Raw genomic sequence first — 14,346 nt, 5'->3', positions numbered from 1 at the left:
CGCTGTGGGGAGGCGCTCAACCCTGACGACGGCCAAGTTCGATGAGCAGAGGCGCGATGGTAGCGTTGGGAGCCGGTTCCGAAGCATCCGGACGCGCCTCGCGGGTACGACCATTCGTCACCACGTGACACGTCCCCACCGGAGTCCCGCGACGAGAAAAGAGGTCAGAGTGCCTTCCACCGACACGGCACATCACACCACTGACGAGCGAGAGGTCCAGTCCCTCGACCGAGTCGTCATTCGATTTGCCGGCGATTCCGGCGACGGCATGCAGTTGACCGGTGACCGCTTCACCGCTGAGTCCGCCATCCACGGCAATGACATCTCGACCCTACCGAACTTCCCCGCTGAGATTCGTGCTCCCCAAGGCACCGTCCCGGGGGTCTCGAGCTTCCAGGTGCATTTCGCCAATTACGACATCGCCACCCCGGGTGACCAGCCCGACGTCCTGGTGGCCATGAACCCGGCTGCCCTGGCCGCCAACCTCGACGATCTTCACCGCGGCGGCCTCATCATCCTCGACTCCGCCGAGTTCACCGCGAAGAACTTGAAGAAGGTCGGGTACGCCGAGGACCCACGCAACGACGGCACCCTGGAGTCCTACCAGGTCGTCGAGCTGGACCTCACCGGTCTGGCCGTGGCCGCCGTCGAACCGTTTGATCTCGGTCGCAAGAACTCCGAACGAGCCAAGAACATGTTCGCCCTGGGTCTGCTGACCTGGCTCTACGGACGCCCGCTCGGCCCCTCGGAGAAGTTCCTGGTCGGCAAGTTCGCCTCCAAACCGGAGATCCGTGACGCAAACATCGCCGCCCTCAAGGCCGGACATGCCTATGGTGAGACCTGCGAGCTGTTCCGGGTCCGCTACGAGGTGGCACCGGCCCCGATGCCCGAAGGCACCTATCGTCAGATCACAGGAAACCTCGCCACCGCCTATGGCCTCATCACTGGTGCCAATCGGGCCGGGCTGCAGCTCTTCCTGGGCTCATACCCCATCACCCCGGCCTCCGACATCCTGCACGAGCTGTCCAAGCGCAAGTCCCACAACGTCGTCACGTTCCAGGCCGAGGACGAGATCGCGGGCGTCAGCTCTGCGATCGGCGCCTCGTTCTCCGGTTCCCTGGGTGTGACGACGACCTCTGGACCTGGTATGAGCCTCAAGTCCGAGGCCATCGGCCTGGCCGTCATGACCGAGCTGCCGCTCGTGGTCGTCGACGTGCAGCGTGCCGGCCCGTCGACCGGGATGCCGACCAAGCCTGAGCAGGCTGACCTGCTGCAGGCGATGTTCGGTCGCAACGGTGAGTCCCCCGTCCCGGTGCTCGCGGCCAAGTCCCCGTCGGACTGCTTTGACACCGCTCTGGAGGCCTGTCGGATCGCTGTGACCTACCGCACTCCGGTCATCATGTTGTCCGACGGCTACCTCGGCAACGGTGCAGAGCCGTGGAAGGTGCCGGATCTGGCTGAGATTCCGCGCATCGACCCGAACTTCGCCACCGAGCCCAACTCCACCGCTGCCGACGGCTCGCCGCGATTCATGCCGTACCACCGCGATCCACAGACCCTCGCCCGTCAGTGGGCCCTGCCCGGCACCAAGGGTCTGGAGCATCGCATCGGCGGTCTGGAGAAGTCGGCCCGCACTGGCGCCATCTCCTACGACCCGTCCAACCACGAGGACATGGTCGCCACCCGTGCCGCCAAGGTGAAGGGCATCGCCAGGACCATTCCGCCGACCGTCGTCGACGATCCGTCCGGTGACGCTGACGTCCTGGTGCTGGGTTGGGGTTCCACCTACGGTCCGATCACCGCTGCGGTGCGTCGAGTCCGTGCTCGTGGCCTGTCCATCGCTCAGGCCCACGTGCGTCACCTCAACCCGCTGCCCGAGGACCTGGGCGACCTACTGCATCGTTACCGCCGGGTCGTCGTCCCCGAGATGAACACCGGCCAGTTCGCCATGTTGTTGCGTTCGAGGTATCTCGTCGACGTCAAGACGATCTCGCGGGTGCGCGGGCTACCGATCTCCCCGGCCGACCTGTGCGAGGAACTGTGCCAGTACTGCAACGACGAGACCAAGGAGGCCTGAGATGACTGACATCACCACCGAGGACCGTCCCGCCGGACTTGCCGGTGTGCCGCTGGCGATCGAGTCACTGAAACGTCGCGACTTCGCCTCCGACCAGGAGGTGCGCTGGTGCCCCGGCTGTGGCGATTACGCAATCCTGTCCACCTTCCAGGGCATCCTGCCGGATCTGGGCATTGCCAAGGAGAATGCCGTCGTCGTCTCGGGCATCGGCTGCTCCTCGCGCTTCCCGTATTACATGAATACCTACGGTATGCACTCCATCCATGGCCGCGCACCGGCCATCGCGACAGGAGTCGCAGTCTCGCGCCCTGACCTGGCCGTGTTCGTCATCACCGGTGACGGTGACGCCCTCTCCATCGGCGGCAACCACCTCATCCACGCCATGCGGCGCAACGTCAACCTGACGATCCTCATGTTCAACAACCGGATCTACGGACTGACGAAGGGCCAGTACTCACCCACCTCGGAGGCCGGCAAGGTCACCAAATCCTCGCCGATGGGCTCCATCGACACCCCGTTCAACCCGCTGGCCGTGGCCCTGGGTGCCGGATGTTCCTTCGTGGCTCGCGCCATAGACTCCGACCGCGCACACCTCGCCCAAGTGCTCACAGCAGCCGCCAAACACCGCGGCACCTCATTTGTCGAGATGTACCAGAACTGCCCCATCTTCAACGACGGCGCCTTCGACAACTACAAAGGACCCGAAGCCAACCAGCACCTCATCCGACTGGTCGACGGCGAGCCGATCCTCGTCGGCGCTGACGGTACCCGCGGCGTAGTCCGCGACCCCGTCACTGGCGAGTTGACGGTCGCAGACATCACCGAAGTCGGCATGGACCACATCCTCGTCCACGACTCCCACCGTGCTGACCCGTCGCTGGCCTTCGAGCTTGCTCACCTGGATGACGGCGTCATCGTCAGCCAGACTCCGGTCGGAATCTTCCGCGACGTCGAGCGTCCCACCTACGACGACCAAGCCCGCACCCAAGCCCAGCTCGCCGCCGGGGACACCACCACACCGCAGGATCGCGACAAGAGACTCCAACGCCTGCTCCTCGGTACGGATACGTGGCAGGTGCGGGAACGAAACACCTGAGCAAGGCACGCATCCCGGAGAAGTCAAACACACCATCGCGGGACGACTCCTCCGGGGCCGACTCATGAATCGTACCCCACACCCACACCTTCCATAGGGATATTTGGCTAAATCTCGTAAAGACGATCCTATGGCGTTCGCCTTTTACCTGTCATGATTCTCATATGGTGTTACGGAGCGTTGGGAAATCCTCCTTCACCGTCAGACATCGAGCGATCTGCGAGCGTGCTCTACGCCTTCATGATGATCGTTGGACCCGTGGCTCTGGGAGCTTGCCTGGAACTTCGGAGGTTCACCGAAGGTCACATCCTCACCACACCGACCGGGAGGTCTCGACTGCGAATCATCCTTCCATGGTGGGCCATCGCCGTTCTCCCATCGACCGTGGCCGTAGGCATTTCTGTTCTGGCGTCAGGATCTGGAAACCAGATCATGGAAATGTCGGCCATCGGTGCCGTTTGGATGCTCGCATGGGGCGTCTTCGGTGCTGCCATTGGGGCATCGTGGCCGCTGGCACTGTCAGCACCAACGGCCTTTCTCCTGCCCTTCATCCTCGTCTTGTATGGGCCAGCCGTATCGGTCATGAAGCTGCGATATCTTTTTGGCTACTACATGGGCTGCTGCACGTAGGTGAGATGTTGAATCCTCGAGTCCTCACAGCTGGAATGACGATGGCAGGTGGGATCCTCATCGTGTCAACCCTGGCCCTCATTGCAGGAAGACGGAATCATCATGCACGTATCACCGTGACCCTGATTATTGGATTGGTTGCGACGGCGTTCATCGGCTTTCACACGGCCAAAGGCATAGGTCCGCTGCCCGCCCCCGAACCGGACCACAGATCTGTCTGAGAGATAGTGATCCCGTGGTGTGCGCGTGGGAATCTCACGATCTCGAGCTGTTGGGCCCCGTGGCCCGGAAAGCAGACACAGCGTGGAGAGCACGTCCCCAAGGAATACAGGCAAGGTGCGCAGGAATCAACCCACGAAACCATGTGGCGGTCGACATCTGCGATATCCGTATCTGAGCCGCCGTCGAAGGCGGTTATGACCGTTGCCTCGGGATTGGCCATCGCCCCGTGTCAGGACCACAAAGATCAGGTGGCAGTCTGGGTTCTCGACACTCAGGATCGCGTCGTCGCCTGACTGACGAAACATTCGGGAATAGCGATGACGGGTCAGGAGTTTTCTCCTGAGACGCGCGAATGGCTGAAGTCCATGGATCGGCTGTCCATCCAGGACCAAGCCAGGATTTTCGAAGATTATCGATCTCGACTGCGAAAATGCTGAGAGGACACATAGCGCTTGGTTGGAGAGCCTGGGCGCGCAATCGATCATCGGAATTGTCTCCACCCGCAACATCGTTGGGCTGTCCGGCTTCAACCTTCTCACAAACGCCATTGGCATCAAGAAATTGTCATCCACCCCTGCAATCATCTGGGTTCTGACAAGCTTTCTGTTGGGGAGAACGGAAAATTACACATCCTGGTGGTCATGGCCGATCAAGGATCGGGCGGACGTGATGTCGGCGATATTGTCCGGGGTTCTTTGCCTTCTCGGAATCCTCATCTCGCTTATCAAGCCTCGTCAGACGGTGTAGCCCTTGGTGATTCCCATGCACCCTTGAGCGGATCCGGACAGTTACCCAGCCTCGTGGATCCAGGATGTTCCACGCTGATCGACTTCCCGTGCCGCATGAATACCTTGCGATATGCACTCCTCCATGGCCGCGCACCAGCCTGGCCGTGGCCCTGGGTGCCGGATGCTCCTTCGTGGCTCGCGCCATAGACTCCGACCGCGCACACCCCAATCGGCATCTTCCGCGATGAGAATCGCCCCCACCTACGACGACCAAGCCCGCACCCAAGCCCAGCTCGCCGCCGGGGACACCACCGACCAAGACTCCCACGACGCCGCTCTAGCCACCGTGCTGACCGGTAACCGACACCTAACAGGTGTACTCTGTGCCAGGCAGTACCCTCCAAGACCGACGATCCACGTCACCTTGGGCGGTGCTGGCACCGCAGCCACAGGGGAATTCGGTGCGATACCGGAACTGACCCGCAACCGTGAGGGGCCCACCCCCGAGTCGGAGTACCTGGGTTGTCGAAGGAACATCACACACCGTCGAGGACTGCGGTGAGTTCGACCCGGGAGCCTTCCCTGTCCGCAACGCAGCCTCAGGAAGAAGACCCGCCACATGCTCAGACTCACTCGATGGATCGCCGGCCTCGCTGCCGGTGCACTCATCGCATCACCATTCACAACATCAGCATTCGCCAACCCACCATCCACCCCATCACACACACCCCTCACCACCACCGACGACGGCTCCACCCCCTACTGCTTCAACCCACCAACCAACCCAGTCAAAGGCGCCATGTGGCCCGGATCGATCAACGACACCGCCGCCACCAGCACCTACGTCGCAAAAGCCGCTGACTGGCTCGCCAACAAATGGAAACAAGACCCCAAGAACTACAGACAAGCCGGCGGCATCGCTGACGGCATCATCGCCCTGGTCGGCTCCGATGCCCACCCCGACACCGTCACAGAAATGACCACAGCCCTCAAAAAAACCGGCCCGAAATACATCGAAAACAACCCGGCCGGCCTGGCAAAAGTCATCATGACCGCCGAAATCCTCGGAGACGACCCCACCTACTTCCTCGGCAAGGAAACCGGAAACCTGTGGATCAAACTCGCCGGCTACATCAACGACACCAACCCCAACATGCAACGCCGCGTCACCATGTACTGGGGCCCACACCTCATCACCATCGCACTAACCCGAGCCAACCGCCCAGTACCGAAAACAATTATCGACAAGCTGTTGTCCACCCAGGGCACTGGAGGCACCGATGCCGGCGCTTTCGGCTACACCAAAAAGAACCACGACGGCACCACGACCTTCGTCGGCGACCCCGACTACACCGGTATCGCCCTATCAGACCTAACCCTCCTCCAACACAACCCACACCTCATCCCAGACAACTACAACACCAAAATCACTACAGCCGCCAACCACGCCACCCAATGGGCACTCAACACCAAAACCCACGACGACGGGGACTACTGGGAAACCTACTCCGCCGCCAACTCCACCGGCATGCTCGCCAGCGCACTCGCAGAACGCGGCGAAGACATGACAACCGTCAAACAATGGCTCATCCGCCAACAAAACCTCACGAAAGTCGGCGCATGGCAAGCCCAACGCAACGACCACGAACCCAACATCATGGCCACCGACCAAGCAATCATGGCCATCACCGGCCACGGCTACGCCTCAACATGGTCCGGCAAACCCCCAAAAACACCCCAACCTGCACAACCACCCCAACCCCCAAACCTCAACACACACTGGTGAAGATCACTGTGCTGGGTGACTCGTATTCGGCAGGCAACGGAACCCTGGTCGATGGGTATCCGGCCGATGGGTCATATCGCAGCCCCAAGAACTATGGTTCGGTACTCACCGGCATGCTCAACCAGAAAAACACGGACACAACGTACCAACTCGACGTGCGGGCCTGGAGTGGTGCCCAGATCGCCACCGGAGACCACAACATCATCAGCCAGGCCGATACCATGGATCCCCACACCGGCGTGATCCTCATGACCGCCGGAGGCAACGACCTCAACTTCGCTGACGTCGTCGAAAACTGCTTTGCAGAAATAGCATGGTCAGCAAAAAAGTGCAGCGGGACGGTTGACGCAGCACGCAAGAAGACTGATGCCACGATGACGAACACGGTGACATTGCTGTCACATATCCAGCACCGACTGGCGGATCCGGCTCACACCCGTGTCATCCTGATCGGCTACCCCTACCTCATCCCGGCTGCCGAGGACGTTCCTGGCACGGGCATACCGGCGACCCGTGTCCGGGCCGCCGAGGACGAGTTCCGCGCCCGGCAGGCTGCCACCATCAAGGCCTGGAACACGTCTCATGGCCTCAAAGTGACCTACGCCCCCACCACCAGCCTGTTCAACACCCATGAGCCAGAACCGTCCTTCATTGATCTTGATTTACACAATCCTTATCGCTGGATCAACGAGTTCCATGAGACTGCCGGCTATGAGGGGTGGACCGGGAAGACCTGGTCACTTCCAAGTTGGGATCAGAATAATTGGTATCATCCGAATGTGATTGGCCATGAGCAGATTGCCGGGATGGTGCGTCCCTTGGTCAAACCGCCGAGGATGTATGGCCTGTCTGCCGGTGTCTCGCAGGTGGCGCCGGTGCCTGGGGTGCGGATGCGCGCCGACGTCATCGGGCAAAACCTGGTACGTGCAGGTGAACCCCTCGAATTGGACGCCTCCTCATCCTACACCTCAACCGGGCACATCAGACGCTGGCAATGGGACCTTGACGGGGACGGCCACTACGAAATCGACAGTGCCACACCTAGGATCACCCGCACCCTAAAGCAGCTGGGAAAGTATCGGGCACACCTACACATCACCGACACCACCGGAACCAGTGACACCCTCACCTTCCCCATCCACGTCACCCGAGACGGCGACGGCGTGCCCGACAACCAGGACAACTGCCCCACCATCGCCAACCAAGACCAGACCGACACCGACCACAACGGTGTAGGAGACGCCTGCGACCCCCACACCAAGGCACCACGATGACCACCCACAACAACACACCCAAGGACCAGTACCACCGCGCACCCCTCAACGGCCTCATCATCGGCACCATCGTCGGAGCCGTCTGGGCACTCGTGATTTTGGGATTCCTCATAACTCCGCCCCTAGCAAAACAAGACATTAAATCCTTTCCGCCCCAATTCATCATGTCCTTTGTTTTCCCTGTGACGGGGTGGCTCGCCGGACTGTGGGAACAAGCCGCTGTCGACTGCAACGATTCAACGAAGCAAAAGCATAGAGTCAAGGCTACCATCGCTACCATATTCGCCCTCAATGGTGTACTTATGGCTTCCATTGAGCGCTTCTTGTCAACTCTGAGGTTCATTAGCGGCGAAGAAACCATTATATATTACCTCATTCTACTATCGGTGTTCTCCTTGGGAGGATGGACCCTTGGCGCGACAAGAATTACCCTCAGGGAGAATGACAATCACTTTCTTGCCAAGATAATCATAGCCACACTGATCGCACTATACGCATCCTTGGCAGTCTCCTTTTATGTATTCAATATCATAGAGGTGTGTTTTTTCTTTGGGACTTGAATGGTTCATATCATTGCTCTGAAGCGTTAGAAGACGTGACCTGCGGTCATTATCCATCACCGATGACAGTGGAGCTACCCCTAGATAGTCCTCCTATCGCCAAACCACAAATACTAAATTAGGACTTAGACGCCGCCAGCGCCTATAGAAAGGCAACGATGGGCATCCACGACAACACGACCACGAACAAGGATCAGTACCGTCGCGCACCCCTCAACGGCCTCATCATCGGCACCATCGTCGGAGCCGCTTGGGCGATTGAGTTTTTACTACCTTTCTTATTTCCGATGGGCAGGTATTCGCGGAACATCAAAATGGCTTTTATTGCCCTAACATTACCTGTGCTTGGATGGATAACTGGCTTGTGGGGCAGGACAGCCTACAGTTGCACGACCTCAGTAAAAAAGAAACGTAGAGTCAAGACGACCGGCATCATTATGACAACCACCATCGGGGTACTTATGTCCATCACTTTTTACAGTCTTGTTGCAGACATGGAGACTTTTGAGATACCAGATAATGCCACTTTTAGTTGCAAAGCTTTTGTTATGTTCTTGGCTCCCCTATTTGTGTTTCCTATTACCGGATGGGGGCTCAGTATTGCTAGAATTAATACTCCGAGTGATCGTCACTCAGTAATCTCAAAAATGAGCGCCTGGGTTGCTCTCGGTCTATACCTATCTACAGCAGCTTGGTTTGCAATTAGCTTCCTTTCAAATATATTATTCTTTTTTGAGTTTTAAACACATTTTCGCGACACACTACTCGTCCGAGGTCAAAGCGCCACGATGACCACCCACAACAACACACCCAAGGATCAGTACCGTCGCGCACCCCTCAACGGCCTCATCATCGGCACCATCGTCGGAGCCGTCTGGGCGATTGTATTCGTCGTGTTTTCCAAGGTGAGGTGGTTCATCTCCCCGAGATTCGCGTGGATGACCTTCATGGGGTTGTCCTTTCCTCTCCTCGGATGGATTGACGGTCTGTGTGAAAAAAATATCATTTCACACAGACCCTTGTCCGCGCAAAGGCATGAAATCAAAATGCTCTACGCTGCAACGCTGAGTATGATCGGAATCGCCACCGCAGCAATCTTCTTCTTTGACTTCTTTCAGGACTCACAATCTCTTGGGTCACACCTCGACACGGCCCCAAAAATCGGGGTACTTATCCTATATCTGCTGGCACTGATTCCATTCCCATATGGTGGATGGGCACTCGGAACTGTTCGAATGAGCAACAGCAAGAATTGCCGAAGAAGTTTCGTATCGATGACACTCATGTCGGTCATTGTTCTGTTGTTATGTGTAATATGTTGGTTTGCCATAATGGAAGTTTTATGGCTCTGGATATGGATTATTTTCTGATTGCGTCTCAACATACGATCACAAGATCACTGGCAGCCAGGGTGCCTGAACAGCCCTACTGCCCCGATGGTGGAGCCGTGAGACAATGATGACAGCAACACCCGATCAGCATCTGGCCCCGCACGACCAGCAATACCGTCGCGCACCCCTCAACGGCCTCATCTCGGCACCATCGTCGGAACCGTCTGGGCAGTCGTCCTCTTGATCATTCATGTGACAACGGGGCGTCATCATGCTTATGCAAGAATTTCCCTCATGTGTTTCATCTTCCCCTTGGTTGGCTGGATCACCGGGCTGTGGGGAAAGACCATAAAAACATGTGAAACCCCAAAGAAGAGGAAGCACAGAATCACAACAATCGGCGTCACCATGGCTACCCTCACCGAATTGGTCATGACAATCATTTACCATACTTTTATTTGTACAGCGCATCCACATAAATTCATACCAGATGGCGCCCACCTTCAGCAGTAGAGCGTTTGTCGTCTATCTCGTTCCCCTGATCATGTTTCCCCTTGCCGGATGGTCTCTCGGTGTCGCCAGAGGAAACATCCCCCCAGATGATCGTTCACTCGTCCCAAAAATGAGTTTTGAAGCAGTGGCTGCGCTAGCAGGCTCTGTGGCCATATGGTGCTGGCTCACCGCAATTCTCAGTGTCCTTTTGTTCTTCGGAGCATGACATGGGATGAACAAGTCCATGCCACTTGAAGCTTCCCTCGTTGTCAGGCCCACTAAGGTGGGCCCATGGCAGAACTCTTCCCCGACCGCGACGAGAACATTCGTCCCGGCGATGACCTGTACCAGCACGTCAACGGCGCCTGGGAGCGTGTGACTGAGATCCCCTCGGATCAGGCGAGCACCGGATCGTTCCGGGTGCTGCGTGACAATTCCGAGGCTGCCGTCCACCAGATCCTGGCGGATCTGAGCTCAGGTGGGGCCACGCAGCTGCGCACCCTGGCACCAGAGGCCACCGATCACGAGATCGAGGTCATGACCGAGCTGTACCGGCGATTCATGGACGTTGACGCCGTGGATGCCGCCGGCACCACACCGCTGCGCCCGTACCTGACCCAGATCGACGCTATCACCGACGCCGCCGATCTCATGGCAGTCCTGGGCGCCCAGCATCGTCAGGGTGTGGGTGGGCTGTTCTACTTGGAGAACGAGTCCGATCCCGCCGATCCGACCCACTACGTCGCCTGGATGGGGCAGAGTGGTCTGGGCCTGCCCGACGAGGCCTACTACCGCGACGACGACAAGGCCGAGATTCGCACGAAGTACCAGGTCCACGTGACCCGCATGCTCACCCTGGCCGGGTTGGACGAGCCCGAGACCCGGGCACGCAGCGTCGTCGACTTGGAGACCCGGATCGCCAGCCACCACTGGGACCAGGTGCGCACTCGCGACTCGCGGGCGTCGTTCAATCCCACGACGTTCGACGATCTGGCCGACGCCCACCCCGGCCTGCACCTGCGCACCTGGCTGACGGCGGCCCGGATTCCCGCCGAGGCCGTCTGCCACGTCATCGACAATCAGCCCTCCTTCTTCGAGGGGATCGAGCGTCTGCTGGCCAGTTCCCCCATCGAGCAGTGGCGCGACTGGGCCACCTGGCACGTCATCTCGGACCTCGCACCGTTCCTGCCCAGTGAGTTCGTCGAGGCCAATTTCGACTTCTACGGACGCACCCTCTCTGGCGCCCAACAGCTGCGGGAGCGCTGGAAAAGGGCAGTGGGATTCGTCGAGTCGGCCATCGGCGAGGCCGTCGGGAAACTGTACGTGGCACGGCACTTCCCGCCAGCCGCCAAGGAGCGGATGGATGAGCTCGTCGCCAATCTGCTGGCGGCCTACCGACAGTCGATCGGCTCCCTGGACTGGATGGGTGAGCAGACCCGCACCGAAGCCCTGGAGAAGCTCACGAACTTCCGCCCCAAGATCGGGTACCCTGACAGGTGGCGAGACTTCTCCGGCCTGCAGATCCCCGAGGGATCCCTGGTGGACGCGGTGGCTGCCGTGTCATCCTTCCAGCTGGACCGCATGATCGAGAAGCTCTCGGGGCCGATCGATCCCGACGAGTGGCTCATGTTCCCCCAGACGGTCAACGCGTACTACCATCCGCTGCGCAACGAGATCGTCTTCCCGGCAGCCATCCTGCAACCACCGTTCTTCGATGTTGAGGCAGACGACGCCGTCAACTACGGTGGGATCGGTGCGGTGATCGGGCACGAGATCGGTCACGGGTTCGACGACCAGGGATCCACCTACGACGGCCACGGTGCGCTGCGCGACTGGTGGAGCGCCGACGACCGAGCCGCCTTCGAGGAGCGCACCAAGGCCCTCATCAGCCAGTACGACGCCCTGGTGCCCCGGCAGCTGCAGCCGGACGGCCCGCACGTCAACGGGGCCCTGACGATCGGGGAGAACATCGGAGACCTGGGTGGGGTGAGCATCGCCTACCGGGCCCTGCAGATCTCCTACCAGGATGCCGGTGGTGCTCCTGGGCCGGTCGACGGGCTCAGCTGGCAGCAACGATTCTTCCTGTCGTACGCCGCCATCTGGCGTGAGAAGGTCCGTGACGAGGCCTGCCGCACCCAGCTCGCCACCGACCCGCACTCGCCCACACAGTTCCGCTGCAACCAGATCGTGCGCAACGTCGACGCCTTCTACGAAGCCTTCGGTGTCACCGAGGATGACCCGATGTGGCTGCCTCCCAAAAAGCGAGTCACCATCTGGTGATGACGATGCCCCCGAGTTCCACGAACCCGGGGGCACTTTTCATGTCGATGCCACTGCTCACGCAGCAACTCACAGGGCTTGTGTGACCTCGCCGAGGCAATGGTGCGCAGCAGGCATCCCAACGGGACCGCGGCAAGAAACACCAAGGGGAACCATGCTCCCTGCTCCAGCACATCGGGCAACGGCACCAAGGTCATCGCCACCGGCCCCAGGTACACACCTGCGGCCGTCAATGTAATCACTGCACCACACAACACCAGTCCAACAACAACGATTCCCAGCGCCATCACCACACCAATGAGAAAAGCCTCCATTTCAAGGCAACCGAGAATCCACTCCCCAGAACGGCCGAAAGCCTTGAAAACGGCAATCTGAGAACCACGCTGGCGAGAGATCGTCGAACCAACACTCACGCCAAGCACCAACGCCGCCAAGCAGATGACGACGATGAGGACTGTCTGCATCCGCTGGGCATCAGAGGTCATCTGATCGGCGTATCCGACCACATCGGCCTGGCTGGTTGCAGAGAACCCTGCCTGGCTCAACTGCCGATGGACATCCGCGACGTGGGCACGTGAATCTGCCTCGACGTAGGCCCTTGTAACGCCCTGCCTGTCAAAGGTTTGAGGGGACATCCCTGCGTTGGCGGCCTCCCAATTCTTGGCGTCTTCAACATTGACGTAGACCGTGTCAGGACCGTCATTGTTCGGACGGCTGGTGTCGTAAAGGCCGACGACCTTGAGCTTCGTCGGGACGGCCTCGGCTTCAGATGCTTTCGTCTTGCGCTGATAGGAGACGTTGATCGTCTCCCCCAACAAGTCTTTAAGGTCATGGCCGTTCACGGCATCCGGAACGATGACCTCCTCGGACCGCAACGGCCTAGTGTGACCATCAAAGGACACGGTGGCGGGCGGAATGTCGGGGATCTGTGCCGTGGCCCACACGATCTGCGGAAGGCCATTGTCGCCATCGGAGAGCAGCCCCGCCTGCGACCACTCGTAGACCTCGGCCACATGGTTCATACCCATCATTTGCTGACGAGCTGCGGCGTCAATCGGGCTGTCGGCACCACGCCCAGAACTGTCGACGACCACGTAGTTGAGCCTTTTGCCGACATCGGCAGTGTCGATCTGGTCACGAACGTGGCCTGCGACGATAGTGTTCATTGCCAGGGCGCATCCCCCAACAGAGCCAGTATGACGATGAACCAGCGCTGTCGAGGCAGACTGGAGCGTCGTAAAGACATCCAAGAGTGGCGCGATGCTGACATGCTCATCGTGTCGCCTCCACCTCGACGCTCAGGTGTGGGAAGTCAATCGGTTGACGATCGTTCCTCCGTCGTCCAGATATTCTTGAAGTAGCTTTTCCACGGCCGACCGATTGTCGTCGTCAAGAGATGCTGTCGGCTCATCGGCCAGCAGCACTGCGGGCTTGGACGCCAACGCCCGAACCACAGCCACGCGCTGCTGCTGCCCGCCGGACAAAGTGCTGGCCTGCTGACCGACCAGGTCACCCATGCCGCAGGAGGCCAGCAGCTGATGTGCGACCTCGGTGTCAGCGCACAGGGCGGCATTCTCACCGACAGTGAGGTACGGGGTATTGGAACGCGTAGGCCACCAAACCAGCCCGTCGAGCGTCGATGGGATCCAGGTCATCACCATCATGAGCGACGGTGATGTGCCCGCTGGAAACGGGTAGTAGGCCGCCAATCATCGCCATCATGGTCGATTTTCGCTGACCGGATGCTCCCTTGATGAGACATGCCTGACCTGCGTCAACGGTCGCATCGGCGCAATGAATCGTGCAGCCCCCACGCGCGGAATCGCCCGAGGGGAATGTCTTGGTCACGCCTTGCCAAGAAACCGTCATG

7 protein-coding genes, 6 pseudogenes and 1 riboswitch are annotated in these 14,346 nt (G+C 59.5%); of the genes and pseudogenes, 11 read left to right on the top strand and 2 right to left on the bottom strand.

Features of this window, described 5'->3' with window-relative positions; genetic code table 11:
- Positions 1–124 precede the first annotated feature (124 nt).
- From ACUCCZ_RS01355 to ACUCCZ_RS01305, 11 genes and pseudogenes are all read left to right on the top strand, one after another.
- The gene (locus ACUCCZ_RS01355; RefSeq protein WP_435917960.1) at positions 125–2,077 is read left to right on the top strand and encodes a 2-oxoacid:acceptor oxidoreductase subunit alpha; all 1,953 of its coding nucleotides are present in this window, start codon (positions 125–127) and stop codon (positions 2,075–2,077) included.
- Between the two features lies 1 nt (position 2,078).
- On the top strand, positions 2,079–3,173 hold the full coding sequence (locus ACUCCZ_RS01350; protein WP_435917961.1) for a 2-oxoacid:ferredoxin oxidoreductase subunit beta: 1,095 nt from the start codon (positions 2,079–2,081) through the stop codon (positions 3,171–3,173).
- Positions 3,174–3,326: 153 nt separating this feature from the next.
- Positions 3,327–4,462: pseudogene (locus ACUCCZ_RS01345) on the top strand (hypothetical protein).
- Between the two features lie 46 nt (positions 4,463–4,508).
- Positions 4,509–4,772 (top strand): annotated as a pseudogene (locus ACUCCZ_RS01340) (hypothetical protein); the annotation flags it as partial.
- A 127-nt stretch (positions 4,773–4,899) separates the two neighbouring features.
- Positions 4,900–4,977: pseudogene (locus ACUCCZ_RS01335) on the top strand (2-oxoglutarate synthase); the annotation flags it as partial.
- Positions 4,978–5,158: 181 nt separating this feature from the next.
- A riboswitch (cobalamin riboswitch) is annotated at positions 5,159–5,292 on the top strand.
- A gap of 80 nt (positions 5,293–5,372) precedes the next feature.
- Positions 5,373–6,539, top strand: a complete 1,167-nt coding sequence (locus ACUCCZ_RS01330; protein WP_435918320.1) for a prenyltransferase/squalene oxidase repeat-containing protein — start codon at positions 5,373–5,375, stop codon at positions 6,537–6,539.
- A pseudogene (locus ACUCCZ_RS01325) lies at positions 6,533–7,813 on the top strand (PKD domain-containing protein); the annotation flags it as partial. The gene ACUCCZ_RS01330 and the pseudogene ACUCCZ_RS01325, both read left to right, overlap by 7 nt.
- Positions 7,810–8,373, top strand: coding sequence for a hypothetical protein (locus ACUCCZ_RS01320; protein WP_004809104.1), 564 nt, complete (start codon positions 7,810–7,812; stop codon positions 8,371–8,373). The pseudogene ACUCCZ_RS01325 and the gene ACUCCZ_RS01320, both read left to right, overlap by 4 nt.
- A gap of 158 nt (positions 8,374–8,531) precedes the next feature.
- Positions 8,532–9,116: a hypothetical protein gene (locus tag ACUCCZ_RS01315; protein ID WP_435918321.1), complete on the top strand. Its 585-nt coding sequence runs from the start codon at positions 8,532–8,534 to the stop codon at positions 9,114–9,116.
- A 45-nt stretch (positions 9,117–9,161) separates the two neighbouring features.
- Entirely contained in the window at positions 9,162–9,743 is a 582-nt protein-coding gene (locus ACUCCZ_RS01310) for a hypothetical protein (protein WP_435918322.1), read from the top strand.
- A 744-nt stretch (positions 9,744–10,487) separates the two neighbouring features.
- Positions 10,488–12,476 (top strand): M13 family metallopeptidase, encoded by a 1,989-nt coding sequence (locus ACUCCZ_RS01305; RefSeq protein WP_435918323.1) that lies wholly within the window; start codon positions 10,488–10,490, stop codon positions 12,474–12,476.
- A gap of 56 nt (positions 12,477–12,532) precedes the next feature.
- On the opposite strand, the pseudogene ACUCCZ_RS01300 reads toward ACUCCZ_RS01305, so the two are convergent.
- Together ACUCCZ_RS01300 and ACUCCZ_RS01295 are read right to left on the bottom strand one after the other, a co-directional pair.
- A pseudogene (locus ACUCCZ_RS01300) lies at positions 12,533–13,752 on the bottom strand (ABC transporter permease); the annotation flags it as partial.
- Positions 13,749–14,345 (bottom strand): annotated as a pseudogene (locus ACUCCZ_RS01295) (ATP-binding cassette domain-containing protein). The pseudogenes ACUCCZ_RS01300 and ACUCCZ_RS01295, both read right to left, overlap by 4 nt.
- Between the last annotated feature and the right edge of the window lies 1 nt (position 14,346).

This window comes from Cutibacterium nasicola, assembly GCF_052654715.2.
The sequence above is the reverse complement of the archived record's forward strand: the minus strand, read 5'-3'. Positions and strand labels throughout refer to the sequence as shown.

What these genes read in the sequence shown, in the direction of transcription:
- ACUCCZ_RS01310 (WP_435918322.1), top strand. Translation starts at nt 9,162, where the DNA reads ATGACCACCCACAACAACACACCCAAGGATCAGTACCGTCGCGCACCC.
- ACUCCZ_RS01305 (WP_435918323.1), top strand. Translation starts at nt 10,488, where the DNA reads ATGGCAGAACTCTTCCCCGACCGCGACGAGAACATTCGTCCCGGCGAT.
- ACUCCZ_RS01315 (WP_435918321.1), top strand. Translation starts at nt 8,532, where the DNA reads ATGGGCATCCACGACAACACGACCACGAACAAGGATCAGTACCGTCGC.
- ACUCCZ_RS01320 (WP_004809104.1), top strand. Translation starts at nt 7,810, where the DNA reads ATGACCACCCACAACAACACACCCAAGGACCAGTACCACCGCGCACCC.
- ACUCCZ_RS01350 (WP_435917961.1), top strand. Translation starts at nt 2,079, where the DNA reads ATGACTGACATCACCACCGAGGACCGTCCCGCCGGACTTGCCGGTGTG.
- ACUCCZ_RS01330 (WP_435918320.1), top strand. Translation starts at nt 5,373, where the DNA reads ATGCTCAGACTCACTCGATGGATCGCCGGCCTCGCTGCCGGTGCACTC.